Here is a 26,318-nt window from a genome sequence, read left to right on the forward strand (position 1 = left end):
ATGTCCATTCAAGTCAAGGACGCCAGCATCTTCTACGGCGACTTCAAGGCCGTCGAGGACGTCTCCATGTCCATCAAGCCGAAGTCGGTGACCGCCTTCATCGGGCCCTCCGGCTGCGGCAAGTCGACCTTCCTGCGCACCCTCAACCGGATGCACGAGGTCATCCCCGGCGCGTACGTCGAGGGGAAGATCCAGATCGCCGGCCAGGACATCTACGGGCCGAACGTCGACCCGGTGGCCGTGCGCCGCAAGGTCGGCATGGTCTTCCAGCGGCCCAACCCGTTCCCGACGATGTCGATCTACGACAACGTGCTCGCCGGCAACAAGCTCAACTCCAAGCGGATCAAGAAGTCCGAGGCGGACTCGATCGTGGAGAGCGCGCTGCGCGGCGCCAACCTGTGGAACGAGGTCAAGGACCGTCTCGGCAAGCCCGGCATGGGCCTGTCCGGTGGTCAGCAGCAGCGGCTCTGCATCGCCCGTGCGATCGCGGTCCAGCCGGAGGTGCTGCTCATGGACGAGCCGTGCTCGGCTCTCGACCCGATCTCCACCGCTGCGATCGAGGACCTCATCCACGAGCTGAAGTCCGACTACACGATCGTGATCGTCACCCACAACATGCAGCAGGCCGCCCGTGTCTCCGACGACACCGGCTTCTTCAACCTGAAGGCCGCCGGCCAGCCGGGCCACCTGGTGGAGTTCAACCCCACCAAGCAGATGTTCACCAAGCCGGACAACCCGGACACCGAGGCGTACATCTCTGGGCGCTTCGGGTGACCTGGGGCTGAGCACAGAACTGCCGAGTCGGCGCATCCGACCCCTCTCGCTCGCTTCGCTTCGCGAGACACGGGGTCAGATGCGCCGACTCGGCGCGGGTTTTACGGCAGCTGGAAGACGAAGTGGCAGAGCAGGTAGGTCAGGGCTGCCACGCCGCCGGCCGCGGGGAAGGTGAAGATCCAGGCGGCGACGATGGACTTCGCGATACCCCAGCGGACCGCGGAGAACCGCTTGGTCGCGCCGACACCCATGATCGCCGAGGTGATCGTGTGGGTGGTCGAGATCGGGGCCTCCCAGATGTACGCCGTCGAGTAGAGCACCGAGGCGGCGACCGACTCGGCGGCGAAGCCGCGGGACGGGTCCAGGTGGATGATCCGGCGGCCGAGGGTGCGCATGATGCGCCAGCCGCCGGACATGGTGCCGAGGGAGATGGCGGTCGCGGCCGCGGCGATCACCCAGAACGGGAGGTCGTCATCGGCCGTGAGGAAGCCACCGGTGACCAGGGCGAGGAAGATGACGCCCATCGTCTTCTGGGCGTCCTGGAGGCCGTGGCCGAGCGCCATGGCGGCGGCCGAGATCGTCTGGGCGATCCGGAAGCCCTTCTGCGCCTTGTGCGGGTTGGCGCGGCGGAAGATCCACATGATCGCGAGCATCACGCCGAAGCCGAGGCTGAAGGCGACGAACGGCGAAACGAACATCGGGATGACGACCTTCTCCAGCACCGTCATCCAGTTGACGAACGCACCGGCGGCGATCGCCGAGCCGGCCAGACCACCGATGAGCGCGTGCGACGAGGACGAGGGAAGACCGAAGTACCAGGTGATCATGTTCCAGGCGATCGCGCCGAGCAGGCCGGCCATCACCACGGTCAGACCATGTGCCCCTGATGGTGGGGTGATCGTGTCGGAGACGGTGTGGGCGACCTTCTGGCCCAGGAACGCGCCGACGAAGTTCATCACCGCTGCGAGCAGGAGGGCGATGCGTGGCGTGAGCGCGCGCGTGGAGACGGAGGTCGCGATGGCGTTGGCGGCGTCGTGGAAGCCGTTGGTGTAGTCGAAGACCAGGGCGACGACGACCACCGCGATGACGATGGCAAGTTCCACGGTGTCAGGATTCCTTGACGGCGATCTGCTCGACGGTGTTCGCGACCTTCTCGAAGCCGTCGATCGCGTCCTCGAGCGACTCGACGATGTCCTTCAGCTTGAGGACCTCCATCGCGTCGTACTCACCGGAGAAGAGCTTGGCGAGGATGCGACGGTGGTTCTTGTCGCCCTGGTTCTCGAGACGGTTGATCTCGATCCAGTACTCGGAGAGCTCCTTCATGGAGCGCAGCTTGGGCATCGCCGCCGCGGTCAGCTCGGCGCAGCGCTGGAGCACGGTGACCTGGTCGGAGAGCTCCGGGGGCAGGATGTTGACGCCGTAGACGAAGATCTGGTCGACAACCTCGTCCATCGAGTCCATCACGTCGTCGAGACCGGAGCCGAGGGCGTAGATGTCCTCGCGGTCGAAGGGCGTGACGAAGGTCGAGTTGACCTTCTTGACGATCTCGTGGGTGGTCTCGTCAGCGGCGTGCTCCGCGTCGCGCATCCGTCGCGCGACGTCCTCGCGATCGGCTGTGTCGCTGAGCATCTCGGCGAGCAGCGAGACACCGCCTACGAGGTGGTTGGCGGACTCGGTGAACAGGTCGTAGAACGACGTGTCGACCGGGCGGATTCGGAAACGCACGGGGGGCTCCTGGCTGGATGAGGCAGACCTGCGGGCTCATGTTAGGCGAGTCCGCTTGACACGACGAAAGCCAGGGCGTGTCTTAGCCCGCCGCGGCACGCCTGCGCTGGCGCTGTCGAGTGATCAACATCGCTTGGAGATGGTTGGCAGCGTGGTTGCGGGTCCAGGTGCCGTCGGGGCCGAGGAGCCAGGCATCCGTGGTCGGTTCGAATGCCAGGTCGAACAGTGCGCCGACCTCGGCCACGAGCTCGGGGGTGGGGAGACGTACGAGGGCCTCGACCCGGCGGTCGAGGTTGCGGTGCATCATGTCGGCCGAGCCGATCCAGGCGCTCGGTCCGTCCCCGTCGTCGGCGGTGCCGTTCTCGAACCAGAAGATCCGCGAGTGCTCCAGGAACCGGCCGAGGATCGAGCGCACCTCGATGGTCTCGCTCAGCCCCTCCACGCCCGGACGGAGCGCGCAGATGCCGCGCACCAGCAGCTGCACGGGCACGCCCGCCTGGGAAGCCAGGTAGAGCGCGTCGATGATGGCCTCGTCGACCACCGAGTTGGCCTTGAGCCGGATCCTCGCCGGCCGCCCCGCCAGATGGTGGGCGATCTCGGCGTGGATCTGCTCGATCAGGCCGTTGCGTACGTTGCCGGGGGCGACCAGGAGCTGCTCGTACGTCGCCTCCCGGCTCCAGCCGGACAGGTTGTTGAACAGGTGGGCGACGTCCTCGCCGATCCCCTCGTTGGTGGTGATCAGCCCCATGTCCTCGTAGAGCCTGGAGGTCTTCGGGTTGTAGTTGCCGGTGCCGATGTGGGTGTAGCGACGGATCGTGCCGTCGGGCTCCTCGCGCACCACCATCGCCAGCTTGCAGTGGGTCTTCAGGCCGACGAGGCCGTAGACCACGTGGCAGCCGGCCTGCTCGAGCTTGCGCGCCCAGCGGATGTTGGCCACCTCGTCGAAGCGCGCCTTGATCTCGACCAGCACCAGCACCTGCTTGCCGGCCTCGGCGGCGTCGATCAGGGCGTCGATGATGGGGGAGTCGCCGGAGGTCCGGTAGAGGGTCTGCTTGATCGCCAGCACCCGCGGGTCGGCCGCGGCCTGCTCGATGAAGCGCTGCACGCTGGTCGCGAACGAGTCGTAGGGGTGCTGCAGGAGTACGTCACCACGGCGGGCCGCCTTGAAGACGTCGACCGGCGCGGCGCTCTCGACCGGCGCGAGCGCCGGGTGGGTGCTCGGCACGAAGGCCGGATACTTCAGCTGCTCGCGGTCGATGTCGGCGATGCCGTGCAGCCCGCGCAGGTCGAGCGGACCGGGCAGCCGGAAGACCTCCTTGTCGGATATGCCGAGCTCGGAGACCAGCAGGTCGAGCGTCGAGTCGGTCATCGACTCCTGCACCTCGAGGCGTACGGGAGGGCCGAAGCGCCGCCTGAGCAGCTCCTTCTCCAGCGCGGTGAGGAGATTCTCGGTGTCGTCCTCCTCGACCTCGAGATCCTCGTTGCGAGTGACCCGGAAGGTGTGCACCTCAAGGATCTCCATCCCCGGGAAGAGCTTGGACAGACGCTCGCTCATGACCTCCTCGAGCGGCACGAAGCGGTCGTTGCCCAGCGGCACGAAGCGGCTGAAGATCGGCGGGACCTTCACCCGGGCGAAGTGCTTCTTCTTGGTCTTCGGGTCCCTCAGCCGGACGGCGAGGTTGAGCGAGAGGCCGGAGATGTAGGGGAACGGGTGGGCGGGGTCCACCGCGAGCGGCGTCAGCACCGGGTAGACCCGCTCCTTGAACAGCTTCTTGCAGGCCTTGACCTCCTCGGGGGTGAGGTCCTCCCAGTGCAGCAGCTGGATGCCCTCCTCGAGCAGCGCCGGCTTGATCTTGCCGCGGAACACCGCGGCATGCCGCTCGGAGAGCTCCCGGGTCGTACGCCAGATCACCTCGAGGACCTCACGCGGCATCAGCCCGGAAGCGGCCTTGACCGCCACCCCCGCCGCGATCCGCCGCTTCAGACCCGCCACCCGGACCATGAAGAACTCGTCCAGGTTGGAGGTGAAGATCGCCAGGAATCGGACGCGCTCCAGCAGCGGCAGCGTCTCGTCCTCCGCCAGCTCCAGCACCCGCTCGTTGAACCGCAGCCAGGACAGCTCCCGGTCGAGGAATCTGTCCTCGTACTTCTCGACCTCGGCCAGGGCCTCGTGATCGGGGATGTATTCGGGCTCGACGTCGAACGGCTGGTCGGGCACCGCGGTCAGGCTCACGGTGTCCTCGGCCGAGCGGGTGGGGGCCTGCGGGTCGAGACTCATGAGGCCAGTGTGACTCACCTGCGTGTCTTTGGGGGAGACGTGATCCGAACTCTGACCTTTGGCCCGGTCGCCTGCTGAACTACCTGTTACACGATGTCCCTGGTAACGGGTAGTTTGAGCGCATGTCGATTCTTGATCGCGTCTCGTCCCTGATCGATCCGCTGCTGGTGCCGGTGAAGCGGCCCGCGTTCACGGCGGCGTTGAACCTCCCGGCTCCGGTGCAGCGGCGGCTGGTCGGTAAGCCGGTGACGTACGACGGGCAGACGCTCGCGGTGGACACGCAGATCATGCTCGCGCTGATGAAGGTGTCGGGGGAGCCGGACCCGTCGACGCTGCCGATCCCGAAGGGGCGGGTGGCGCTGCTGCGGCAGTCGCAGCTCGGGGGCGGTCGCCAGGAGATCGGGTCGGTGCGCGAGCTCTGGGCCGCGGGGCTGAAGGCGCGGCTCTACGTCCCGGAGGGTGCCTCGGGCAACGCGCCGCTGCTGGTCTTCCTGCATGGCGGCGGCTTCATCTTCGGTGACCTCGACAGCCACGACGCTCCCTGCCGGCTGCTGGCCAGCGAGTCGGGCGTCAAGGTGCTCTCGATCGACTACCGGCTGGCGCCGGAGTCACCGTTCCCGGCGGCGTACGACGACTCGGTGGCGGCGTTCCGGTGGGCGGTCGAGCATGCGGCCGAGCTCGGCGCGGACCCGGCCCGGATCGGGGTCGGCGGCGACTCCGCCGGCGGCAACCTGGCCGCCGGGGTCGCGCTCGCCGTCGGTGAGGACTGCGCGTTCCAGCTGCTCATCTACCCGGTGACGCAGTCGGAGGCGAACACCCGCAGCCGCGAGGACCTCAGCGAGGGCTTCTACCTGACCGCCGACTTCATCGCGGCCGCCACGAACAACTACCTGCCCGAGGGCATCGACCGCCGCGACCCGCGCCACGCTCCGCTGTACGCGGAGATCCCGGCGACCGGGATCGCCCCTGCGTACGTCGCGACAGCGGGTTTCGACCCGCTGCGCGATGAGGGCGAGGCGTACGCCGCCAAGCTCGACGAGGCCGGGGTCAAGGTCGTGCACCGGCGCTTCGACGACCAGATCCATGGGTTCCTGAACGTGGTCGGCGCCGGGCGTACGGCACGCGCGGCAGTCCTCGAGATCGCTCGAGTGCTGAAGGACAACTTGTAAGGAGCTGAGCGACGACGCTCAGCCGGCCATGTCGGGGCGCCAGCGGAGCACCTCGCGCTGGAACGCCTCGGGGTCGACCATCGACTTGTCGACCTGGACCGCACCCGCCTCGTCGGTGTTGAACTCGACGACCCACTCGTCGGCAGCCGGCTCACCCTTGATGGTGATGTCGGTGTGGGTGTCGTAGAGGTCGTAGGTGTGGGTCTGCTCGTCCTTGCGTACGTCGAGCACGCCCTCCTCGGTGACCGTGACGGTGCTCTCGGTCATGAGCGAGCCGTCCTCGGGCCTGAAGGTGCGGACGGTGAGCCGCTTGGTGCCGACCGGCTCGCCCTCCGACTCGTCGGCAGGCGCGTCGTCGGCAGCCGTGGCGGCCTCGGGCACGGAGCTGCCGGCGCCGGGGATCTTGGCGCCGGGGAACTTGCCGGACTCGGCGAGCTTGACCGCCGCCAGCCAGCCGCTCGAGCGCTGGGGGAGGGAGTCGCTCGGGGTGTCGGGCAGGTCCGCCGGCTGCGCGGGCGAGCCCTGGGACTGCGACTTGTTGGCCTGCTTCTTGCCGGTCTGCCGCTCGGGCAGCGTCACGGGTGCGGTCGGAGGACCGGCCGTCGGCGCTGCCGGTGAGTCGACCGGCGCGGGGGCGGTGGTCTCGACAGGCTCGACCAACGGAGTGCGCGCGACCGGCTCGAGGGGCTCGACCACGAGCGGCTCGTCAGGAGCGTCCGGGATGGGGAACTGCGCCTCGGGCGGCGACGGGGTCGCAGCGAGGGTGAGCTCGAGGGCCTGCATCGCACGCTTGTTGGTGCTGCCGCCCTTGACCGCGAGCATGACGGCCTCGCGCAGGTCGGCGAGCTGCTTGGCGAGCTGGGCGCTGCGGCGCTCGGCGATCTGCCGGTCCACGATGGCCTGCTCGACCAGCTGGGTGTTGTGCAGGATCGAGGCCTCGACGGCCTGACGGTCGATCGCCTTCTGGCCGGCGACCTCCTCGGCCTCAGCCCGAAGGCGTACGGCCTCGGCGGCCTGCTCCTGGACGTCGGCGAGACGGTTCATCATCTCCGTCATCCGGCGCTCGGCCTCTTCGCGCTCGCGAGCCTGGCCGGTGATGAGCTCGGTCATCGACTCGTGGGCGGTACGCAGCGCGGACTCCGCCGCGCGACGACCCTCGTTGGCCTCGGTAGCGGCGCGCTCGGCGGCGCGGCGACCCTCCAGGGCCTGTACCGCGAGATCGGCGTGCTCGGAGGCGCGCTGGTCGGCCGCCATCCGGGCGAGGTTGGCGGACTCGGCCGCCTGCTCGGCCTGGGAGGCGAGCTCGGTGAGCTGCCGGTAGCGCTCCTCGTTCTCGTTGGCCTCGTGCGCGGCGGCAGCGGCGAACTCGGCGTACTGCTTCGCGCTCTTCTCGGCCTCGAGCCGGGCGTCGTTGGCGGCGTCGGCGGCCTTGAAGGCGCGCAGCGCGGCCTCCTCCGCCTCGGTGCGCGCGGCCAGCGCCTCGGCTGCCACGGCGTACTGGTCGGCCGCCGTGGCCTCGGCCGCGGCACGAGTCATCGCGTGGTCCTCGGCGTTGGCGTCGGCGGCCTTCCGCTCCTCGAAGGCCTCCTTCGCCGCTTCCTCGGCCTCGGCGCGGGCGGTCGCGGCCGCCTCGGCAGCGGCGTAGGCGGCCTCGGCCGCAGCCTCGGCCTCCTTGCGGGCCTGCTCGGCGAGCTCGGCCTGGGTCGCCATCGCGACCGCGGACTCCTCGGCCGTGATGCGCGCGGCGGCAGCCTTCTCGGCCTCGGTCGCCCGGTCGTTGGCGGCCTGCTCGGCGGCCTGGCGCGCGGTGAACGCGGCCAGCGCCTCATCGGCCCGGCCGGCTGCGGCCGCGTCGGCCTCCTCGCGCATCCGCGCGAGCTCCTCGGATCGGGTGTCGGCCGCGGCGCGGGCGGTGTAGGCGGCCTCGGCGGCGGCCTCCGCCTCGCTGCGTGCCTCGTAGGCGGCACGGGCCTCGTCCGCGGCCTTGCGGGCGGCCTTCTCGGCTGCCGCCAGCGCGTCGCGAAGCTCGTCCATCTCCTCGAGCCGGTCCTCGGCGGCTGCCTCCGCGACGCTGCGCGCGGCGTAGGCGGCCTGGGCCAGCTCGGCGTGCTCGGCCGCCTTGGTGTGGGCCTCCGCGGCGGAAGCGGCCGCGGCGGCGGCCTCCTCGGCCTTGGCGCGGGCGGCCTCCTCGGCCTCGGTGCGGGCGGTGGCCTGCTCCTCGGCGACGCGGGCGGCATCGAGAAGGCGGCGCTCGGCCGCCTCCAGCTCCTTGCCCCTCGCGAGGGCGGCCTCCTCGGCCTCGGCGCGCTCCTTGGCACGGGTGTCGGCGAGCTTCTCGGCCTCGACCCGGGCGCGGGCGTACTCCTCGGCTGCCTTCTCCGCGACCTCGCGCGCCTGGTGGGCGTCGGCGGCCAGCTCGGCGTGCAGCTTGGCGGTCTCGTCCGCCTTCGCGCGGGCGGTCGCGTGCTGGGCGGCGGACTCCTCGGCCACCAGCCGCTCGGCCGCCTGCTCGGCGGCCGCCTGTTCGGCTGCGATGCGAAGTGACTCGGCTGCGGCAGCGGCGCGGGCCAACTCCGCAGCGCGCGCCGTCAGGTCCTCGTCGTCACCCGGCTGGGCGGCCGAATCACGGCTCCACCACTTGCCACTGGGGGTCTGCGTGCTCACGAGGGTGAATGCTAACGGCGAAGTAGGCGGTGTGTGGAGTCTCCGACAGGATTAACACGCCTGCTACCTGGAACTACATTGGTGTAGTTCTGGTAAGGGAGGTCTCAGTAGACGAGGGCCTGCACGCCGTCGCGCAGGATCTCCTCCGCGAACACGAACGCGCCCTTGATGATCACGCCGTCGATCAGGTCCTCCTCGGAGAGGTCGCGACGGGACGCGCACTGGCTGCACACGGTGATCTGGCCGGACTCGAGGACCAGTCCGATCAGCTCCTGCAGCGGCGCCGCGTTCTCGAGCTTGAACTCCTCAGCGCGCCCGGGGACCGCGAACCAGGTCGCCTCACCGGTGAGCCAGAGGGACACCTTCGCGCCGGCGGTCGCGGCCGCGGAGGCGACCGTGAAGGCCTGGTTCGTACGCTCGGGCGCCTCGGCGCCCACGGTCACCTTCACCACGAGTTCTTGCATGCCGAGCACACTAGCGCTTGCGTTTCGGGTCGTAGCCGACGTACGGCCTAAACTCGGCGTGTGGCTTTCGAACTTCCGGAGAACCTTCACCCCGATGCCGGTCCCTGTGCGTGGATGCTCGGCACCTGGCAGGGCAACGGACACGGTGACTATCCGACGATCGACAAGTTCGAGTTCGGGCAGGAGCTGATCTTCACCCACGACGGGCGACCGTTCTTCCACTACTTCGCGCGCTCGTGGATCATCGACCCCGAGACCGGCGAGAAGGTGCGCGACGCTGCGCTGGAGACCGGCTTCGTACGCTTCCGCCCCGAGGGCGAGGTCGAGTGGGTGATGACGCACAACACCGGCATCGTCGAGGTCTGGTACGGGAAGGCCGAGGGCGGCAAGCTCGACCTCACCACCGATGCGGTCGCTCGCACGGAGACCGCGAAGGAATACACCGCCGGCAAGCGCCTCTACGGCAACGTCGAGGGCGACCTTCTCTACGCCTTCGACATGGCCGCGATGGGCCAGGCGCTGCAGCCGCACCTGTGGGCGCGGCTCAAGCGCGTCAACAAGTAGTCGCGATGACCGAGGCGGCTGAGGACTGGCGCGAGGCCCTTCGGGCGAAGGGCTATCGACTCACGCCCCAGCGCGAGCTGGTCCTCGGCGCCATCGAGCGGCTGCGCCACGCCACCCCCGAGGAAGTCCTCGCGGTCGTACGCGAGTCGTCCTCGGCGATCAACCTCTCCACCGTCTATCGCAACCTCGAGGTGCTCGAGGAGCTGGGACTGGTGCGCCACGCCCACCTGGGCGAGCGCGCGTCGACCTACCACTCGGTCTCCGGCCGTCCGCATTTTCATGCGGTTTGCAGGAAGTGTCAGAAGGTCACCAGTGTTGACCCCTCAGTGGCCGACGGAATCAGCGAGCGGCTGCGCGAGGAGTACGCCTTCGAGGTTGATGTCGCTCATCTGACTGTCTTCGGGGCGTGCGTCGACTGTTCTTCTGAGGAGCCATGATGACTGCCAGCCCGCTTCTGTCCCTGCCCGGTGCCGTCGCCGGCGATGGTGCTGACTCACCAGTCGCCGCACACTACGGGTCGTTCAACCTGGAGCAGCGGACGTTGGCCTCCGGCGAGGGATTCGTCGACCTCTCCCACCGCGACGTCCTTCGGATCGCCGGTCCCGACCGGCTGACCTGGCTGCACTCGTTGACCTCGCAGGCCTTCGAGGGGCTGGAGCCCGGGGTCTGGACCTCGGCCCTGATCCTGTCCCCGCAGGGACATGTCGAGCACTTCTTCTCCGGCGTCGACGACGGCTCCTCCTTCCTGGCATGGACCGAGCCCGGTGCCGGTGAGGCTCTGGTCGCCTATCTGGAGCGGATGAAGTTCTGGTCCGACGTGACCGTGACCGCGGAGCCGTCGCAGGCCTCCGTCTGGCGTCCCTCGCAGGGCTACTCGTTCGTCCCGCGCGATTCCTTGGAGACGTACGCCGCTGCCGCGGGCCCCGCCTGCGGGCTCTGGGCGTTCGAGGCTCTGCGGATCGAGCGCGGTGAACCGCGGTTCGGCGTCGACACCGACACACGCACGATCCCCAACGAGGTCGGCTGGGTGCCGGGTTCGGAAGAGACGGTCGGCCCGGAGTACGCGGTCCATCTCGACAAGGGCTGCTACCGCGGCCAGGAGACGGTCGCCCGCGTCCACACCCTCGGCCGCCCGCCGCGGCGCCTGGTGCTGCTCCACCTCGACGGCTCGGAGAACCGGCTGCCCGCCGCTGGTTCCGAGCTGGTCTTCGGTGAGAAGACGGTCGGCTTCATCGGCTCATCGGCTCGTCACCACGAGCTCGGCCCGATCGCGTTGGGGCTGGTCAAGCGCAACGTACCTGTGGACGCGCAGCTCGTCGTGGACGGGATGCCGGTCGCTCAGGAGGTCCTCGTCGACCCCGAGATCGGCCTCCACATCCGCCCGCTCCGCTGATCGGCCGGGTGGAGCCTGGCGGCGAATGAAAGTTCGTTCGCCCGACTCAGCCGCCTCGCCGACACTTGTGAAGGGTTCGGGGAAACCCAGATAGGGCGTAGGCCGATCTGGGATGCTCCCGCCATGTCTGAGACTGAATTCGGCGCTGCCACGAATCCCGGCGCGGCACCGAGTCGCTCGGGAGATCCCGGATGGGGCCTCCGAGTGATGGCTGGGATACCGCTCGTGATCGCGTGGATCGTTCTCGTACGCGGCCTGTATTTCCTGACACCATCGAGCGACCCGATGCTGGATCTCGAGGCTGGCCACGGGTTCGCGATGACCGTGGACGTCTACCTTCCGTCCATGTTTCTCGGGTGTCTCGTGCTTGTCGGGATACCGCTGATGTTCCTCAAAGGCATCGGGACCGTCATGGGCATCATCTCCGCCGTCGGCACGGGCCTGTTCGCGGTCTGGGTCGCTCGTTCCGAGCAGCTGCTGGACTACCTGCCCGGGCTGGGTGCGGCGCTGCTGTTCACCGGGGCTCTCAGCGTGATGGCGTTGTTACTGGTCCTCGGCGCGGCCGGGCTGAGCGCTCAGGAGCCAGCGAGCCCGGCGGCCACGGCGTCGAGGGCGAGCGTGGCCAGGAAGACTCCGGGGATGCCGGGGTAGCCGTGGATGATCCCGCGCCACTCGGCGGGGATCGCGGTGGCGCCCCAGCGGGCGCCGAGGAGGCCGCCGGCGATGGCGGCGACGGTGTCGGTGTCGTTGCCGATCCGGATCGCGGTGTTGAGGGCCTCGACGTAGTGCTCGGGACCGGCAGCGGGAGTCTGGGCGATCGAGGACCACGCGGCCTGCAGCGCCGTGACGACCCAGCCGTTGGGATTGAAGGTCGCCGGCGGTGCGGTCTCGGCCTCGTCGAGCTTCTCGGTCCAGAAGGTGGCCTCGGCGGGGGAGAGGAGGGAGAGGCCGGAACGTACGTCGAGCTCGCCGTGCATCACCGCGTGCTCGATGGCCAGGGACCACAGGACGCAACCGGACCGGGCGTGCTCGTCCCAGTGGGTCAGGGCGCTCACCGCGGCGGCTGCCTCGGCGACGGCCGGGCGGTCGCCGAGATAGCGGAGTGGGACCGGAGCCGTCCGCATCAGGGAGCCGTTGCCTCCCGTGTGGCCGGTCGTCTCGTGCAGCTTCTCCGAGACGTGTCGCAGCTGCGCGGCGGTCGGCGCGGGCCCGGCGGTGTCGAGCACCCGGGCGGTCTGGTTGCCGATGTCCTTCGGGTCCGACTCCGCCCACGTCCGGAAGTTGCGGGCGACGGCGGTCAGCCCCTCCTCGGTACGCAGGTCGAGACCGCTTGCGGCGACCTCGAGGATGCACCACGCCATCGTCGTGTCGTCGGTCCACTCCCCGGGCGCGAACGGGCCGAGTCCGCCGCCGAGCATCTGTGCCGTCTCGTCCGGTCCGAGCCGAGGGCGGTCGAACTCGTAGTGAGCCCCGAGCGCATCTGCCACCGCGGTTCCGACGATGGCCCCGACGGCCCGGTCACTCTGCGCTTCGGTCAGCTTCACGCGACCGAAGACTAGCCGCGGGTGTACTGGACGTGCGTGTCCGCCGCGGCACGGGTGAAGCCGAGGCCTTCGTAGAGGCGTACGGCCGGGGTGTTGTCGCCCTCGACGTAGAGATGGATCCGCTCGACGCCGACAGCAGCCAGATGGTTCAGCCCGAGGAGGGTGACCAGCTTGCCGAGGCCGCGACCCTGGGCGGCGGGATCGACACCGACCACGTAGACCTCGCCCTCGGTCTCGGTGTGGCGCTTGGTCCAGTGGAACGCCAGGAGCTTCTCGCCCTCCCACGCGGTGACCAGCCCCGACGGGTCGAACCACGACTCCGCCATCCGCTCCCGAAGCCCGGCCTCGTCCAGCGATCCCTGCTCGGGGTGGTGTGCGAAGGCGGCAGCGTTGACCCGGAGCAGCTCGGACTCGTCGCCGGCCTCGAAGCCGCGTACGACGATCTCGTCAGGAGCCTCCGGAGCCGGCGGCAGACCGGTGACAGGGCGCCGCATCACCCACAGCTCACGGGTGCGGTCCCACCCCTGTGTGGCGGCCAGCCGGGCAGCCGCCGGGTTGTCGCCGTGCGACCATGCCGTCGTCCCGGGGGGAAGCGACGGCGCTCGGAGCAGCAGCTGGCGACCCAGGCCGACGCCGCGATGCTGGGTCAGCACCACCAGCGACAGCTCGGTGCCGATCATCAGCCCGAAGCCGCGTACGTCACCCCAGATCGTGGCGGCCTCCGGACGGTTGCGCAGCGTCAGGAGGGTTGCCTCGTCGAGCGGCGCCACGCCGTCGTACGCCTCGGTCGCCTTCGCGATGGCCAGGACCTGATCGACGGTGAGTGCCATGGGAGCAGCCTAGGCGTCGGCCCCCAGGCGAGGAGAAGGGGTCAGCCGGGCGCCGTCGGCGGCGGCCTCGTTGTTCTTCGACGGCAGCACGAAGCGGTAGCCGACGTTGCGGACGGTGCCGATGAGGGTCTCGTTCTCCGGGCCGAGCTTGGCGCGCAGGCGACGTACGTGGACGTCGACGGTGCGGGTGCCGCCGAAGTAGTCGTAGCCCCATACCTCCTGCAGCAGCTGCTGGCGGGAGAAGACGCGGCCCGGGTGCTGGGCCAGGAACTTCAGGAGCTCGAACTCCTTGAAGGTCAGGTCGAGCGGGCGGCCACCGATCTTGGCGGTGTAGGTGGCGTCGTCGACGACGACCTCGCCGGAGCGGATGACGTGGGCCTCGGGGTCGGAGGCCTCGCGGGCCGCCGAGATGCGGCCGATGGCGAGCTTGATCCGGGCCTCGAGCTCGGCCGGACCGCAGGTGTGCAGCACGACGTCGTCCATGCCCCAGTCGTGGGCGACGACGGCGAGGCCACCCTCGGTCGCGATCAGCAGAACGGGGATGTCGGTGCCGGTGGTGCGGATCAGACGACACAGGTCACGGGCCTGGGCGAGGTCCTGCCGGCCGTCGACGAGCAGCAGGTCGGAGTCCGGCGCCTCGAGAAGCGCGCTACCTTCAGCAGGAAGGATCTTCACCTGGTGGCCAAGGAGCGAGAGCCCGGGAAGGACGTCTGCCGAAGGCTGGAGCGAACTGGTCAACAACAGAAGCGAGCTCATGGGGGGTGCCTCTCGGTCAGAGAAAGAGGAGCACCGAAACGCAACATTGAGCCTCGGTGAGGTGATCGTTGCACCATATTAACGAAACCTCGCGGTGACATAGGAAGGATGTCCACGAGAAAGTGACGAATGTTATAGAGGTCCGCTACTGGGCCGCGGCCAAGTCAGCGGCCGGGACTCCGTCCGACCGGTTCGAGGTGGACGGCCCGTTGACGCTGGCAGAAGTCGTACGCCGCGCCGCGGAGCTGCATGCCGACACCCGCCTTCCGGAGGTCCTGAAGGTCTGCTCGGCACTGATCGGCGACCGCCCGGCGGGTACGGGCGACCCCGGCGGGATCGAGGTCCCACCGGGGTCGACGGTGGAGTTCCTGCCGCCGTTCGCCGGCGGCTAGGTCGCAGAGGGCTGGGGAGCCCGCACCCGGCGACTCACCTGCGTAAGGGCCTGCCGGGGCGGGCAGGCTCACTCAGCTTTCGATCGCGGCCGGCTCCGACCTGGGGCTGGTGGCAATCTGGATCTTGCGCGGCTTGGCCTTCTCGGCGACCGGCACGACCAGGCGCAGCACGCCGGCGTCGTACGCAGCCTCGATGTGGTCGAGGTCGAGGTTGTCGCCGAGCACGAGCTGACGGCTGAAGCTGCCACGGACGCGCTCGTTGGCGAGCATCTGCCAGTCGCCGTTCTTGGCGACCCGCTCGGCCTTGACGGTGAGAACGTTGCGCTCGACATCCAGGTCGATCGTGTCCGGGCTGACGCCGGGAAGGTCGAACTCGATGACGAACCGGTCGCCTTCGCGCCAGGCATCCATGGGCATCACGGCCGGTCGGTTGGTGGTGCCGCCGCCCAGGAGCTGCTGGGTGATGCGATCGAACTCGCGGAACGGATCGGTGCTTCGGATCAGCATGGTTTCCCTCCTCACGGGATCTATATCAGCGGATATACCTTTCATATATCCCATGCGCTAGATGATTTCAAGTCCACGTGTCAGAATTGATGTGTGACCGAGCGAACCAGGGCTGTCTACGCCATCTCGGTGGCGGCCGAGATGGCCGACATGCAGATCCAGAACCTCCGTGTCTACGAGCGGCGCGGGCTGGTCGACCCTGCGCGGACCTCGGGTGGCACCCGGCTCTACTCCCGCGCCGACGTCGAGCGTCTGGTTCGCATCCGTGACCTTCTCGCCGACGGCCTCAACCTCGCCGGCATCGCCCGCGTGCTCGCCCTGGAGGAGGACGTACGCCGCCTGGAGGTGGCCAACGAGAGGCTTCGGCGCGCGGCGAGGGAATGAGTGGAGCGGATTGCCGGTTCAATAGTTCTATGAGCACCGGAGCCTGGATCGCCGTCGTCGCGATTGCCGCCGCCCTCGCCTTCGGCCTGTTCCGGATGCTCAGCGACGGCCGCTTCCGAGGCACGAAGGAGCTCCATGTGACTCACGAGGATCACGCACCCGAGCCGCACGCGTGGGACGCGGTCACCGACGCACTGGGTGAGACCGAGCTCGGTGCGCGCGCGACTCTCGTGCAGTTCTCCAGCGCCTTCTGCGCGCCCTGCCGGGCGACCCGGCGGATCCTCGGCGAGGTCGCCGACATCGTCCCGGGCGTGGTGCACGTCGAGATCGACGCCGAGCACCACCTCGACCTGGTGCGCCGTCTCGACATCATGCGTACGCCGACGACCCTGGTGATCGACGGCTCCGGCAACGAGATCGCACGTGCCTCCGGTGCTCCGCGCAAGGAACAGGTCCTGAGTGCGATTCCTGCCGTGAATCTCGAATCCTGACACGCTCGTCCATATACCGAGACATTCGTTTCGTGGCCGTCGAGCATCACGCTACTGTCATCGCATGTTCTCGACCATGCTGACCAAGCGCCGCGCAGTGGATCACTGCCGCGTGCGCTCGGCGCTGTGTCGTTCCTGCCGCTGATTCCCTGAGATTTGTCGCGCTGTCGACACCGGGGATCGCTTTCGCCTGTCAGGCTCGTCCTGACGACCTCCCCTCCACTCTCGCAGGAGCACACCTATGTCCGAGACCTCGAGCAAGACGGCGGCACAGACCGGAATCGACCCGCGCGGCCCGCAGTTCACTGCGGCGCTGACCGTTGTCGTCATCCTCCTGGCTCTGCTGCTTCCGCAGCCGTGGGCTCTGGTGGTGACCGCCGTTCAGACGGTGCTCTTCGCGATCGGGGCAGGTCTCGGCGTTCAGCGGACCCCTCACGCCTGGCTCTTCAAGAAGTTCGTACGTCCCCGGCTCGGGGCCCCGGACGAGCTCGAGGACCCGGCACCGCCCCGATTCGCCCAGGGGGTAGGCCTCGCCTTCCTCGTGGTCGCGCTCGTGGGCTACCTCCTCGGCGCCACGCTCGTGGCACAGGTCGCCCTCGGCCTCGCGCTGGTGGCGGCCGTGCTCAATGCCGTCTTCCGGTTCTGCCTCGGCTGCGAGCTCTACCTGCTGATCAGGCGCTTCGCCTGACCCTGAACGCCAGAAACACAACGAAAGGTAACCAATGACCCGCGAGAACTCCCTCGTCTCCGCCCAGTGGGTGGAGGAGCACCTCGATGACCCGAAGGTGGTGCTGATCGAGGTCGACGAAGACACCACCGCCTACGACAAGGGCCACATCAAGGGCGCGATCAAGCTCGATTGGACGACCGACCTGCAGGACCAGGTGCGCCGCGACTTCGTCAACAAGGACCAGTTCTCCGCACTGCTCTCCGAGCGTGGCGTCTCCAACGACGACACCGTGGTGCTCTATGGCGGCAACAACAACTGGTTCGCCGCGTACGCCTTCTGGTACTTCAAGCTCTACGGCCACCAGGACGTCAAGCTCCTCGACGGTGGCCGCAAGAAGTGGGAGCTCGACTCCCGCGAGCTCACCGACGAGACCGTCACCCGTGAGCCGGCCAGCTACACCGCCAAGGACCAGGACCTCTCGATCCGCGCCTTCCGCGACGAGACCGTCGAGGCCATCGGCGTCAAGAACCTGGTCGACGTGCGCTCGCCTGACGAGTTCGCCGGCCGCCTCCTCGCCCCGGCCCACCTCCCGCAGGAGCAGGCCCAGCGCGCCGGTCACATCCCGACCGCGGCCAACGTCCCGTGGTCCAAGGCGGCCAACGACGACGGCACCTTCCGCTCCGACGAGGAGCTCAAGGAGATCTACACCGAGGCCGGCGTCGACTGGAGCAAGGACACCATCGCCTACTGCCGCATCGGCGAGCGCTCCTCGCACACCTGGTTCGTGCTCAAGGAGCTCCTCGGCCAGGAGAACGTGAAGAACTACGACGGCTCGTGGACCGAGTACGGCTCCCTCGTCGGCGTCCCGGTCGTGACCGGCGACGAGCCGGGTGTCGCCTGATGTGCGGCGCGACTGAGGGCGGGCTCTCGCTCGCCGGCGTCGATGTCGCCAAGGAGGCCGTCATCCAGGGTCAGGTGACCCGTGACGGCGAGCCGGTCCACGGTGCGTACGTCCGGCTGCTCGACCGCACCGGCGAGTTCACCGCCGAGGTGCCCACCTCGGCCACCGGCCACTTCCGGTTCTTCGCCGGCAACGGCGAGTGGACGCTGCGTACGCTCGCGCCGAAGGCGGAGCCCGTGGACAAGAAGGTCCACGCCGCTGTCGGCAACGTCGCTGAGGTGACGATCCCGATCGGCTGACGCCGAGGAATCAAGCATCGCTGGCCCGTCCTGTTTCGCGCAGGGCGGGCCAGTGGCATCTCTCGGGCCGACCCGGAGCTCAGCTCGGGTGCGAGGTCCCGGGCGGAAGCCGTCGATTCAGCGAGAACAGCCGCCCGAGCACGGGCATGAGAACGATGTTCACCGCGTGCAGGAAGCCGATGATGAACAGGATCCCCGCGATGCGCAAGAGCGTATCGCTGAGCTGGTCGGCGGTGATCCCGTCCGACGTGTCGGACCAGTACGACGACCGCTCGAAACGTATCGTGGCGAGGATGTACGCGGTGAAGATCAGGTAGTAGACGATGTCGGTCAGCACGATGTAGCTCTTGCCGGTTCGCGGATTGTCGTGGAAGACGTCGGCAGCGTACGCACGGCCGAACCGTTTGATCAGTGGGCCGAGCCATAGTGCGAGGCCGATGAGCAGCACGGTGGTCGCGATTTCGAGAGTCCACCAGGGCATGGTTGCCTCCCCGTTCAGTTGACGGATCTTGTTGAGGACGGCCACGGCGGCGACCGCCGCGGTCACGAGTGCGACGAGTGTGGCGATGCGACGACGTCGACGCCGTCGCTCCCGGTCGTCGGCGATGCCGCCGACCACCCGGGCGAAGAGATCGTTCGAGGGCTCCGGTGGGCGTCCCGGGTCGCCCATCGCGTCGCGCAGAAGGTCGTCGAGCCGAGTCATCGGGCATCCTCCAGGACTCTGGCCAAGGTCTTCCGGCCACGTCTCAAGTGCGTCTTCACGGAGTTCTCCGACAAGCCGAGCGTGGAAGCGGTCGCGGCGATACCGAGGTCGTAGTAGTAGTGCAGGGTGAGGCACTCGCGCTGTCGCATGGGCAGCTCGCGCAGCGCGGCGATCACCTCGGCCCGATCCGCACGGTCGCCCGCCAGTTCCTCGGTCGATGGCTCGTCGGGTTCGGCGGGCGGTCGGTGGCGAAATGACACGAACCCGCGGCGGTTGTGGTCGCGCGCCAGGTTGATGACGGTCCGCCGTAGGTACGCCGTCGCCTTGCTCGGGTCCCGTAGCCGGTGGACGTGCCTGGCCAGCCGGATGAAAGCCTCCTGGACGAGGTCCTCCGCCGCGGTCTTGTCGTCGACGTACCACCGTGCCATGTGCACCAGAGCCGCTCCCTCGCTCGTGAAAAGCGCCCCGAGAAACCCGTTGTCGGCGTCCTCGCCGGCGACGGCATCTACGTCCATGGCACTCGTCCCCATCACTCTCGTTGACGAGTGAGACGGGAACGGGGGTGACAGCCCCCGAGCAGGAAAAGAAACTCCTTCGACCGGTCACCCTCCGGGCCCGGCACAGACGTCTTCGAAGCGATTCTACGAATTCGTCTCGGTCTGAGGAGGGGACCAATGTCTTACATGTACGACCCCAGCATCGCCCAGGATCTAGCGGCGGAGCACCGTGACCGCGAGATCGTCGCCCGCCAGGCTCGGCACCGCGTCCAGATCGCTAGGCAGGCTCGCCGACAGGCGAGGCTCGCCGAGCAGATCGCACATCAGGCGACTCTCTGCGAACAGAACGCGGGGCAGGCCGTGGAGTGGCTTCCGAAGCCCACGCGTCAGCACACCGACAGCGTCTTCGTCCTGGTGAGGCGGGTCGGCGACTTCATCCGCAACGCCGTCGGACACAGCGGTAGGACTCCAGGTGTCCAGGCGCACTGACCTCGGCCGCTCGGTACTCCTCTATGTCGGTCTCGGTGTCGGCTGGGCAGTCCTCGCCCGCCTCTTCATGGCCTGCTTCACCGACGACCCCTCGTTCACCCTCGAGGGAACGGGCCTGATCGTCGCTCTGGCCCTGCTCGGGTTCCTCGGTCTGGGAGCGGTCCGAGGCGCTCGCCTCTCGGGCCGTACGCGCTGGTGGCGGCTCGCGCCGGTGCCAGGGCTGCTGCTCTTCAACAGTCTGGGATTCCTCTTCCTCCCATGCGTAGTTGCCGGAGTCATCGTCGGGCGCTCCCGCAGGGCATGGATCCAGATGTTGCTGGCGATGGTCGGGGTGTCTGGGTCGGTTGCCCCGATCCTTCTCTTACTTCTCTCGGGAGGAGCGACGGACAATCCGCCGGTTCCGACGCTGGTCACTGGCGTGGTCCTCTACGCCGCCTGCGGACTGGCACTCGTCGCCGCCTTCCGCGAGTGGTCGCGCCCCTGGCTGGCCCGAACTCTCGATGAAGGAGATCTTGCGGTCAAAGCGCCATATGACGATAGGTTGTCCTCATGTCAGGACTGCTTGTGACCGTGGCGCCGACCGGGGCGGAAACCGCGAAGGAAGACTGCCCGCAGCTGCCGACGACGCTCGAGGAGCTGGTGGCGACAGCCGTCGAGTGCGAAGAGGCGGGGGCGCGGATGATCCACGTCCACATCCGCGACGACGACCATGCGCCGACGCTCGACCTGGGACGGCTCACCGAGACGGTCGATGCGCTCCACGAGAAGACCGAGCTGATCGTGCAGCTCTCCACCGGCGGCTCGGTCCATGACCCGCTGGACAAGCGGCTGAAGGTGCTCGACGCCGGGCCGGACTCGTGCTCGCTGACGATGGGCACGACGAACTTCGGCGACGACGTCTTCTCCAACCCGTGGCCGTTCATCACCGAGCTCTACCAGCTCACCCAGGAGCGCGGCGTGGTGCCGGAGTTCGAGCTCTTCGACCTGGGCCACGTCGCCGCGCTGCAGCGGCTGCTGGGGAAGTACGGGCTGCCCGCCGGCGGCAAGGTCCACGTCGACTTCGTCATGGGCGTGCCCGGTGGCATGCCCGGCACCTCGGCCGCGCTGGTCGCCGGCGTCGCCGCGCTGCCGGAGGAGGTGACCTCGTGGTCGGCCACCGGCATCGGCCGCTCGACCCTCCCGGTCATGCTCACCTCGCTCGCCATGGGTGGGCACCTGCGGGTCGGGATGGAGGACGTACTCACCCTCGCCAAGGGTGTCCCGGTCGACGCCAACCGCCAGCTCGTGGAGCGGGCGTTCGAGGCGGCCGCGGTCGCGCAACGTACGCCGATGAGCACCGATGAAGCCTGGGCCCTCCTCGGCCTCAAACGATAGGCACGGCCCGCAGATCGCGCCGAGTCGGCTCGTTCTGACCGAGATCCGCGTCGAGTCGGCTCGTCATGACGAGCCGACTCGGCAAGATCTTCTGTCAGGACGAGCCGACTCGACCTGATTCTTGGTCAGGTTGCGCCGAGTCGGCGGTGAGGTAGCGGTCGATCGTCGGGCCTACCCAGGCGACGATCTCCTCGGGGTCCATCTCGACGATGGGCGGGAGGTGGAGTACGTAGCGGCCCAGCGCGATGCCGAGGAGCTGGGTGGCGACGAGGGCCGCCCGGCGGGCGGCCTGGGCCGGGTCGGGGCACAGGGGAGCGACGGCGGCGGCGACCTGGGTGGCGAAGATGCTCCGCATCTGCTCCGCGGCCTGAGGGTCCGAGGCTGCTCGGCGGAGCAGGGCCATCAGGGTGCCCTCGGAGTCCCAGGTGCGTACGAAATGGGCGGTCATCACGCGGCCGACCTCGCCCTCCGGAGTCGCGGAGAGGTCGGGGAGGGCCAGGTCGATCGAGGCGGCGACCTTGAAGAGCTCCTCCTTGTTGCCGAAGTAGCGCATCACCATCGACGGGTCGATCTGCGCCGCTGAGGCGATCGAGCGGATGGTGGTGCGGTCGTATCCCTGCTGCGCGAAGTGCTCGCGCGCGACGGCGAGGATGCGCTCGCGGGTCTCGGCTCCGGATCGGCGGGTCTCGGTCATGCCAACAATTGTAGGCCAACAGGCGTTGACGTCAATGGCGGCAGCGCGCTAGCTTGGTCAACATCAGTTGGCCAACACGCGTTGACCAACCCAACCGGAGCAAGGAGAGCATCATGTCCACCATCACCACTGATGTGCTCGTCGTCGGCGCCGGCCCCACCGGGCTGGCGGTGGCGGCCAAGCTGGCCGCGGCCGGCATCGACGTCACCGTCATCGACAACCAGGCCTCCGGGGACAACACCTCCCGGGCCGCGGTTGTCCACGCCCGCACCCTGGAGGTCCTCGCCGATCTCGGCGTCTCCGCGCGCCTGGTCAAGGAAGGCATCGAGGCGCCGCGCTTCACCATCCGTGACCGCGACAAGGTCCTGGTGCCGATCCGCTTCGACGACCTCCCCAGCGACTTCCCCTATGCCCTGATGGTCTCCCAGGCGGTCACCGAACGGGTCCTCCTCGATCGCCTCACCGAGCTCGGCGGTCACGTACGCCGGCCGCTCGCCCTCGTCGACCTCGTCCAGGACGACGACGGCGTCACCGCCACCACCGAGGACGGCACCGAGATCCGGGCGCGCTACCTCGTCGGCGCCGACGGCATGCACTCCATCGTGCGCGACAAGGCCGGGATCGGCTTCCCGGGCGGGAAGTACGCCGAGTCGTTCAGCCTCGCCGACGTACGCATCGAGGGCGACCTGCCGCACGACGAGGTCATCCTCTACTTCTCGCCCGAGGGCACCCTGGTCTCAGCGCCGCTGCCCGACGGCTCGTTCCGGTTCGTCGCCCCGGTTCCCGAGGCACCGGAGAACCCCGACGTCGACTACGTCCAGGCCCTCCTCGACCAGCGAGGCAGCATCAAGAGCCCGGTCAAGGTCACCGAGGTGATCTGGGGTTCGCGCTTCCGGGTCCACCACCGCGTGGCCGACGCCTACCGTGCGGGCCGGGTGCTGATCGCCGGCGACGCCGCCCACGTCCACAGCCCCGCCGGCGGCCAGGGCATGAACACCGGTATCCAGGACGCGGTCGTGCTCGGCGACGCCCTCGTCGCGACCATCGCCCACGGCGACGAAGCCGCGCTCGACACCTACGCTGCTCGGCGCCGGCCGGTCGCCGAGGAGGTCATCGAGCTCTCCGACCGCCTGACCCGGTTCGGCATCGCGCAGGGGGTCCGGCGGAGCGTACGGAACCTGGTGCTGTCGACGCTCGCGCGGCTCCCGCGCTTCCGCCGGATGCTGGCCTGGCGCCTGTCCGGTCTGGTCTACCGCGACCGCTGAGCGCGCGGCCTGGTCACAGCGACAGGTAGCCCGCCGAACGCAGGCCCTCGATCACATCATCGAGGGCCTCGTCGATGGAGCGGCCGGTGGTGTCGACGCGTACGTCGGCGTCGGCCGGCTCCTCGTAGGGTGAGGAGATCCCGGTGAACTCGGGGATCTCGCCGGCCCGGGCCTTCGCGTAGAGGCCCTTGCGGTCGCGCCGCTCGCACTCCTCCAGCGGCGTGGCCACGTGGACCAGGAAGAAGGCGCCGCCGGCGCCGTCGACGTAGCCGCGTACGTCCTGGCGAGTCGAGTCGAAGGGCGCGATGGGGGAGCAGACGGCGAGGCCGCCGTGGCGCGAGATCTCGGCTGCGACCCAGCCGATCCGGCGGATGTTGGTCTCCCGGTCCTCCTTGGAGAAGGTCAGCCCGGCCGACAGGTTGCGGCGCACGACATCGCCGTCGAGCGAGGTGACCGTACGCGCACCCTGCTCCAGGATTCGGTCCATCAGGGCGCGGGCGAGGGTGGACTTGCCGGAGCCGGACAGGCCGGTGAAGAAGATGACCAGGCCCTGCTCCTCGGGAGCGGGCTGGTCGCGGTCGATGACCGCGGCGATCTCGTCGGGGTAGTCCTCCGCGGTGGGCGCGGCCAGCGCGTGGACCGGGTCGCCCCCTGCGTACGCCGCGACGACCGCCACGCCGAGCGCGTGGTCGGCCTCGGGGTCGTTGTGGGAAGCCAGCGGCACCGCGACCACGGCCGCGTCGGGCAGTGCGTCCGCGGCCAGCAACGAGGCCCGCAGCAGTGCGACGGGGGAGAGCGACGGGGTGCCGTGCCCGACGAGAGCGAGCAGCAGCACCGGCCCCAGGGTCGCGATCTCGGCGATCTCAGCGGTGGTGAGCGCGTCGGTGACCGGCACGACCGTCCGCCCGGCGTACGCCTCGCGGGTCTGTGACGGGGTGAGGTAGAGCCGACGGAACGGGCCGTAGGCGGGAGTGGAGAGGCCGGTGACCTCGCCGGCGGGCCAGATGACCGACGCGATCGGCAGTCCCTCGGGGTCGACGATCTCCACCGCGCCGTCCGCGGCCGCGCTCTCGGCAACGGACGCGGGGAGGGCCAGCGTCAACGCCGACCCGGGGACGTTCAGCGGACCCGGAAGGGCGCCGGAGACGATCAGCTCGATGTCGTCGAGCTCGCGCGGGGTGGGAGAGAACTGCTGAGGCACAAGATCACCTGTTGAGGTCGTATGAGATGGAGAACGGGCGGCGCATCCCGTTGCCGGAATGCGCCGCCCAGTCCTGAATGGCTCGACTGATCAGTCGTTGATCATGCCCGCGCCGACGGTGACGCCGGTCGCCTCGTCGATGAGGATGAAGGAGCCGGTGGTGCGGTTCTTCGAATAGGGGTCGCACAGCAGCGGCTTGGTGGTGCGCAGCTGGACGCGGCCGATCTCGTTGAGGCCGAGCTCCTTGGTCTCCAGGTCGCGGTGGAGGCTGTTGACGTCCAGGCGGTACTGGATGTCCTTGACCAGCGCTCGCGCCGAGTTGGAGGTGTGCTTGATGGCCAGCTTCTGCCGCGGACGCAGCGGAGCGTTGGTCATCCAGCAGATCATGGCGTCGATGTCCTGGCTCGGCTCGGGGGCGTTCTTGACCCGCGAGATCATGTCGCCGCGGCTCACGTCGACGTCGTCCTCGAGGCGGACGGTCACCGACATCGGCGGGAACGCCTCGGGGATCTCCTTGTCGAACAGGTCGATCCCGGCGATCTTGCTGGTCATCCCGGAGGGGAGCACCATGACCTCGTCGCCCGGCTTGAGTACGCCACCGGCGACCTGGCCCGCGTAGCCGCGGTAGTCGTGGTGGTCGTCGGACTTCGGCCGGATGACGTACTGCACCGGAAGGCGCACGTCGACCAGGTCGCGGTCGGAGGCGACGTGGACGTGCTCGAGGTGGTGGATCAGCGTCGGGCCGGAGTACCAGTCCATGTTGGTGGATCGGGTCACCACGTTGTCGCCCTGGAGCGCCGAGATCGGGATGACCTCGAGGTCCGGGATGTTCAGCTTGGTCGCGAACGCGGTGAACTCGGCCGAGATCTTGTTGTAGACCTCCTGGGAGTAGTCCACGAGGTCCATCTTGTTGATGCACAGGACCAGGTGGGGCACGCGCAGCAGCGAGAGCAGCACCGCGTGACGGCGCGACTGCTCGGTCAGGCCGTGACGAGCGTCGACGAGCACCAGGCCGAGGTCGGCGGTGGAGGCGCCGGTGACCATGTTGCGCGTGTACTGCACGTGGCCCGGGGTGTCGGCGATGATGAACTTGCGGTTGGGCGTCGCGAAGTAGCGGTAGGCGACATCGATGGTGATGCCCTGCTCACGCTCGGACCGCAGTCCGTCCGTCAGCAACGACAGGTCGACGTAGCCGTGGCCCTTGTCCTGCGAGGTCTTCTCGACCGACTCGAGCTGGTCGGTGAAGATCGACTTCGAGTCGAACAGCAGCCGCCCGATGAGGGTGGACTTGCCGTCGTCGACCGAACCGGCGGTGGCGAACCGCAGAAGGTCCATGGCCATCAGAAGTAACCTTCCTTCTTGCGGTCCTCCATGGCAGCCTCGGAGAACCGGTCGTCACCGCGGGTCGCGCCTCGCTCGGTGACCCGGGCGGCGGCGACCTCCTCGATGATCTCGGGGATCGTGGATGCGGTCGACTCGACGCAGCCGGTCAGGGTCATGTCGCCGCAGGTGCGGTAGCGGACCGTACGCTCGGTGACGACCTCGCCCTCGCGCAGCGGGTTGAGCGGGGTCTCGGTCAGCAGCATGCCGTCGCGCTCGAACACGCGACGCTGGTGGGCGAAGTAGACCTTCGGGATCTCGATGCCCTCGCGGCCGATGTAGTCCCAGATGTCCAGCTCGGTCCAGTTGGAGATCGGGAAGACCCGCATGTGCTCGCCCTCGTGGAGGCGGCCGTTGTAGAGCGACCAGAGCTCGGGGCGCTGCATCTTGGGGTCCCACTGGCCGAACTCGTCGCGGTGGGAGTAGACGCGCTCCTTGGCGCGGGCCTTCTCCTCGTCGCGGCGACCGCCACCGAAGGCGGCGGTGAAGCCGTTCTCCTCGATCGCGTTCAGCAGGGTGGGCGTCTGGAGCCGGTTGCGCGAGGTCTTGCCGTCGTCGACGACGATGCCGCGCGCGATGGCGTCATCGATGCTCGCGATCACCAGGCGTACGCCCAGACGGCTGACCCAGCGGTCACGGGTCTCGGCGACCTCGGGGAAGTCGAGGCCGTTGTCGATCTGGAGAACGGGGAAGGGGATCTTGGCGGGGAAGAAAGCCTTCTCCGCAAGTCGCAGCATCACGATGCTGTCCTTGCCCCCCGAGAACATCAGGACAGGCTTCTCGAACTCGGCCGCGGCCTCGCGGAAGATGTGGATCGACTCGGCTTCCAGCTGGTCGAGCTGGCTGAGCCGGTAGTCGGCGTGTGTTGCAGTCATTACGGAACCAGAGGACCTCTCCGTCAGGTTGAGGC

Annotated in this window: 31 protein-coding genes; 16 read left to right on the forward strand and 15 right to left on the reverse strand. The window is 68.7% G+C overall.

Going from position 1 to position 26,318, the window contains the following annotated elements; all coding sequences use genetic code 11:
- The gene (gene pstB, locus ABTX24_RS20100) at positions 1-774 is read left to right on the forward strand and encodes a phosphate ABC transporter ATP-binding protein PstB (RefSeq protein ID WP_141801331.1); all 774 of its coding nucleotides are present in this window, start codon (positions 1-3) and stop codon (positions 772-774) included.
- Between the two features lie 101 nt (positions 775-875).
- Here pstB and ABTX24_RS20105 read toward each other — a convergent pair whose 3' ends face one another.
- The 3 genes from ABTX24_RS20105 to ABTX24_RS20115 all read right to left on the reverse strand — a co-directional run bounded on the left by ABTX24_RS20105 (position 876) and on the right by ABTX24_RS20115 (position 4,777).
- On the reverse strand, positions 876-1,877 hold the full coding sequence (locus tag ABTX24_RS20105; protein WP_350842067.1) for an inorganic phosphate transporter: 1,002 nt from the start codon (positions 1,875-1,877) through the stop codon (positions 876-878).
- A 4-nt stretch (positions 1,878-1,881) separates the two neighbouring features.
- Positions 1,882-2,499, reverse strand: coding sequence for a DUF47 domain-containing protein (locus ABTX24_RS20110; protein ID WP_350842069.1), 618 nt, complete (start codon positions 2,497-2,499; stop codon positions 1,882-1,884).
- Between the two features lie 82 nt (positions 2,500-2,581).
- Positions 2,582-4,777, reverse strand: coding sequence for an RNA degradosome polyphosphate kinase (locus ABTX24_RS20115; protein ID WP_350715694.1), 2,196 nt, complete (start codon positions 4,775-4,777; stop codon positions 2,582-2,584).
- A 122-nt stretch (positions 4,778-4,899) separates the two neighbouring features.
- Here ABTX24_RS20115 and ABTX24_RS20120 point away from each other — a divergent pair, with 122 nt between their 5' ends.
- Positions 4,900-5,946, forward strand: a complete 1,047-nt coding sequence (locus tag ABTX24_RS20120) for an alpha/beta hydrolase (protein ID WP_350842071.1) — start codon at positions 4,900-4,902, stop codon at positions 5,944-5,946.
- Positions 5,947-5,964: 18 nt separating this feature from the next.
- Here the strand turns inward: ABTX24_RS20120 and ABTX24_RS20125 are convergent, their stop codons facing one another.
- Both ABTX24_RS20125 and ABTX24_RS20130 read right to left on the reverse strand, forming a co-directional pair.
- Positions 5,965-8,610, reverse strand: coding sequence for a hypothetical protein (locus tag ABTX24_RS20125; RefSeq protein ID WP_350842073.1), 2,646 nt, complete (start codon positions 8,608-8,610; stop codon positions 5,965-5,967).
- Between the two features lie 104 nt (positions 8,611-8,714).
- Positions 8,715-9,074 (reverse strand): DsrE family protein, encoded by a 360-nt coding sequence (locus ABTX24_RS20130; protein WP_350842075.1) that lies wholly within the window; start codon positions 9,072-9,074, stop codon positions 8,715-8,717.
- Positions 9,075-9,134: 60 nt separating this feature from the next.
- Here ABTX24_RS20130 and ABTX24_RS20135 point away from each other — a divergent pair, with 60 nt between their 5' ends.
- The 4 genes from ABTX24_RS20135 (at position 9,135) to ABTX24_RS20150 (ending at position 11,682) form a co-directional block, all read left to right on the forward strand.
- Positions 9,135-9,638 (forward strand): heme-binding beta-barrel domain-containing protein, encoded by a 504-nt coding sequence (locus ABTX24_RS20135; protein WP_091045857.1) that lies wholly within the window; start codon positions 9,135-9,137, stop codon positions 9,636-9,638.
- A gap of 5 nt (positions 9,639-9,643) precedes the next feature.
- Positions 9,644-10,075 (forward strand): Fur family transcriptional regulator, encoded by a 432-nt coding sequence (locus tag ABTX24_RS20140; RefSeq protein ID WP_160026760.1) that lies wholly within the window; start codon positions 9,644-9,646, stop codon positions 10,073-10,075.
- Positions 10,072-11,031 carry a CAF17-like 4Fe-4S cluster assembly/insertion protein YgfZ gene (gene ygfZ, locus ABTX24_RS20145; protein WP_350842077.1) on the forward strand — a complete coding sequence of 320 codons (960 nt, stop codon included), beginning with the start codon at positions 10,072-10,074 and terminating at the stop codon, positions 11,029-11,031. The genes ABTX24_RS20140 and ygfZ overlap by 4 nt, the downstream gene beginning before the upstream one ends.
- A 225-nt stretch (positions 11,032-11,256) precedes the next feature.
- Complete coding sequence (locus ABTX24_RS20150; RefSeq protein WP_160026762.1) at positions 11,257-11,682, forward strand: hypothetical protein; 426 nt, start codon at positions 11,257-11,259, stop codon at positions 11,680-11,682.
- Here ABTX24_RS20150 and ABTX24_RS20155 read toward each other — a convergent pair.
- Genes ABTX24_RS20155 through ABTX24_RS20165 form a run of 3 tightly spaced genes read right to left on the reverse strand, consistent with a single transcriptional unit; the run spans position 11,607 to position 14,161 of the window.
- Entirely contained in the window at positions 11,607-12,575 is a 969-nt protein-coding gene (locus ABTX24_RS20155; RefSeq protein WP_160026763.1) for an ADP-ribosylglycohydrolase family protein, read from the reverse strand. The two genes, ABTX24_RS20150 and ABTX24_RS20155, sit on opposite strands and share 76 nt — an antisense overlap.
- A gap of 11 nt (positions 12,576-12,586) precedes the next feature.
- On the reverse strand, positions 12,587-13,405 hold the full coding sequence (mshD, locus tag ABTX24_RS20160) for a mycothiol synthase (protein ID WP_160026764.1): 819 nt from the start codon (positions 13,403-13,405) through the stop codon (positions 12,587-12,589).
- Positions 13,406-13,414: 9 nt separating this feature from the next.
- Positions 13,415-14,161 carry a response regulator transcription factor gene (locus ABTX24_RS20165; RefSeq protein WP_160026765.1) on the reverse strand — a complete coding sequence of 249 codons (747 nt, stop codon included), beginning with the start codon at positions 14,159-14,161 and terminating at the stop codon, positions 13,415-13,417.
- A 122-nt stretch (positions 14,162-14,283) separates the two neighbouring features.
- On the opposite strand from ABTX24_RS20165, the gene ABTX24_RS20170 reads away from it, so the two are divergent.
- Positions 14,284-14,553 (forward strand): MoaD/ThiS family protein, encoded by a 270-nt coding sequence (locus tag ABTX24_RS20170; RefSeq protein WP_160026766.1) that lies wholly within the window; start codon positions 14,284-14,286, stop codon positions 14,551-14,553.
- A 72-nt stretch (positions 14,554-14,625) separates the two neighbouring features.
- Here ABTX24_RS20170 and ABTX24_RS20175 read toward each other — a convergent pair whose 3' ends face one another.
- The gene (locus ABTX24_RS20175; protein WP_350842079.1) at positions 14,626-15,060 is read right to left on the reverse strand and encodes an Hsp20/alpha crystallin family protein; all 435 of its coding nucleotides are present in this window, start codon (positions 15,058-15,060) and stop codon (positions 14,626-14,628) included.
- A gap of 93 nt (positions 15,061-15,153) precedes the next feature.
- On the opposite strand from ABTX24_RS20175, the gene ABTX24_RS20180 reads away from it, so the two are divergent.
- From ABTX24_RS20180 to ABTX24_RS20200, 5 genes are all read left to right on the forward strand, one after another.
- A complete protein-coding gene (locus ABTX24_RS20180) occupies positions 15,154-15,444 on the forward strand; it encodes a MerR family transcriptional regulator (protein ID WP_160026768.1) in 291 nt (96 codons plus the stop codon).
- A 29-nt stretch (positions 15,445-15,473) separates the two neighbouring features.
- Positions 15,474-15,935 carry a thioredoxin family protein gene (locus tag ABTX24_RS20185; protein ID WP_201451213.1) on the forward strand — a complete coding sequence of 154 codons (462 nt, stop codon included), beginning with the start codon at positions 15,474-15,476 and terminating at the stop codon, positions 15,933-15,935.
- A gap of 241 nt (positions 15,936-16,176) precedes the next feature.
- Positions 16,177-16,623 (forward strand): DUF4395 domain-containing protein, encoded by a 447-nt coding sequence (locus tag ABTX24_RS20190; RefSeq protein ID WP_160026770.1) that lies wholly within the window; start codon positions 16,177-16,179, stop codon positions 16,621-16,623.
- A gap of 34 nt (positions 16,624-16,657) precedes the next feature.
- Positions 16,658-17,506, forward strand: coding sequence for a sulfurtransferase (locus ABTX24_RS20195; protein ID WP_160026771.1), 849 nt, complete (start codon positions 16,658-16,660; stop codon positions 17,504-17,506).
- Positions 17,506-17,805 (forward strand): DUF1416 domain-containing protein, encoded by a 300-nt coding sequence (locus tag ABTX24_RS20200; protein WP_160026772.1) that lies wholly within the window; start codon positions 17,506-17,508, stop codon positions 17,803-17,805. Before ABTX24_RS20195 ends, ABTX24_RS20200 begins: the two co-directional genes overlap by 1 nt.
- A gap of 79 nt (positions 17,806-17,884) precedes the next feature.
- Here ABTX24_RS20200 and ABTX24_RS20205 read toward each other — a convergent pair whose 3' ends face one another.
- Together ABTX24_RS20205 and ABTX24_RS20210 are read right to left on the reverse strand one after the other, a co-directional pair.
- Positions 17,885-18,424 (reverse strand): hypothetical protein, encoded by a 540-nt coding sequence (locus tag ABTX24_RS20205; protein WP_350842082.1) that lies wholly within the window; start codon positions 18,422-18,424, stop codon positions 17,885-17,887.
- Positions 18,425-18,504: 80 nt separating this feature from the next.
- Positions 18,505-19,023, reverse strand: a complete 519-nt coding sequence (locus ABTX24_RS20210; RefSeq protein ID WP_350842084.1) for an RNA polymerase sigma factor — start codon at positions 19,021-19,023, stop codon at positions 18,505-18,507.
- A gap of 159 nt (positions 19,024-19,182) precedes the next feature.
- On the opposite strand from ABTX24_RS20210, the gene ABTX24_RS20215 reads away from it, so the two are divergent.
- From ABTX24_RS20215 to ABTX24_RS20225, 3 genes are read left to right on the forward strand one after another with little or no spacing between them, the layout of a single operon-like run.
- Positions 19,183-19,494, forward strand: coding sequence for a hypothetical protein (locus ABTX24_RS20215; RefSeq protein WP_350842086.1), 312 nt, complete (start codon positions 19,183-19,185; stop codon positions 19,492-19,494).
- Positions 19,478-20,062, forward strand: a complete 585-nt coding sequence (locus ABTX24_RS20220) for a hypothetical protein (protein ID WP_350842088.1) — start codon at positions 19,478-19,480, stop codon at positions 20,060-20,062. Before ABTX24_RS20215 ends, ABTX24_RS20220 begins: the two co-directional genes overlap by 17 nt.
- Complete coding sequence (locus ABTX24_RS20225) at positions 20,044-20,868, forward strand: beta-keto acid cleavage family enzyme (protein WP_350842090.1); 825 nt, start codon at positions 20,044-20,046, stop codon at positions 20,866-20,868. The genes ABTX24_RS20220 and ABTX24_RS20225 overlap by 19 nt, the downstream gene beginning before the upstream one ends.
- A gap of 94 nt (positions 20,869-20,962) precedes the next feature.
- On the opposite strand, the gene ABTX24_RS20230 is transcribed toward ABTX24_RS20225, so the two are convergent.
- Complete coding sequence (locus ABTX24_RS20230; protein WP_350842092.1) at positions 20,963-21,562, reverse strand: TetR/AcrR family transcriptional regulator; 600 nt, start codon at positions 21,560-21,562, stop codon at positions 20,963-20,965.
- Between the two features lie 113 nt (positions 21,563-21,675).
- On the opposite strand from ABTX24_RS20230, the gene ABTX24_RS20235 reads away from it, so the two are divergent.
- A complete protein-coding gene (locus tag ABTX24_RS20235) occupies positions 21,676-22,827 on the forward strand; it encodes an FAD-dependent oxidoreductase (protein ID WP_350842094.1) in 1,152 nt (383 codons plus the stop codon).
- Between the two features lie 13 nt (positions 22,828-22,840).
- Here the strand turns inward: ABTX24_RS20235 and cysC are convergent, their stop codons facing one another.
- From cysC to cysD, 3 genes are all read right to left on the reverse strand, one after another.
- Positions 22,841-24,028, reverse strand: coding sequence for an adenylyl-sulfate kinase (gene cysC / locus ABTX24_RS20240; protein ID WP_350842096.1), 1,188 nt, complete (start codon positions 24,026-24,028; stop codon positions 22,841-22,843).
- Positions 24,029-24,118: 90 nt separating this feature from the next.
- On the reverse strand, positions 24,119-25,369 hold the full coding sequence (locus ABTX24_RS20245; protein WP_201451214.1) for a sulfate adenylyltransferase subunit 1: 1,251 nt from the start codon (positions 25,367-25,369) through the stop codon (positions 24,119-24,121).
- On the reverse strand, positions 25,369-26,283 hold the full coding sequence (gene cysD / locus ABTX24_RS20250; RefSeq protein WP_160026779.1) for a sulfate adenylyltransferase subunit CysD: 915 nt from the start codon (positions 26,281-26,283) through the stop codon (positions 25,369-25,371). Before cysD ends, ABTX24_RS20245 begins: the two co-directional genes overlap by 1 nt.
- Positions 26,284-26,318 lie beyond the last annotated feature (35 nt).

Origin of the sequence: Nocardioides sp. NPDC127514 (assembly GCF_040302125.1) — a bacterium.
GTDB lineage: Bacteria > Actinomycetota > Actinomycetes > Propionibacteriales > Nocardioidaceae > Nocardioides.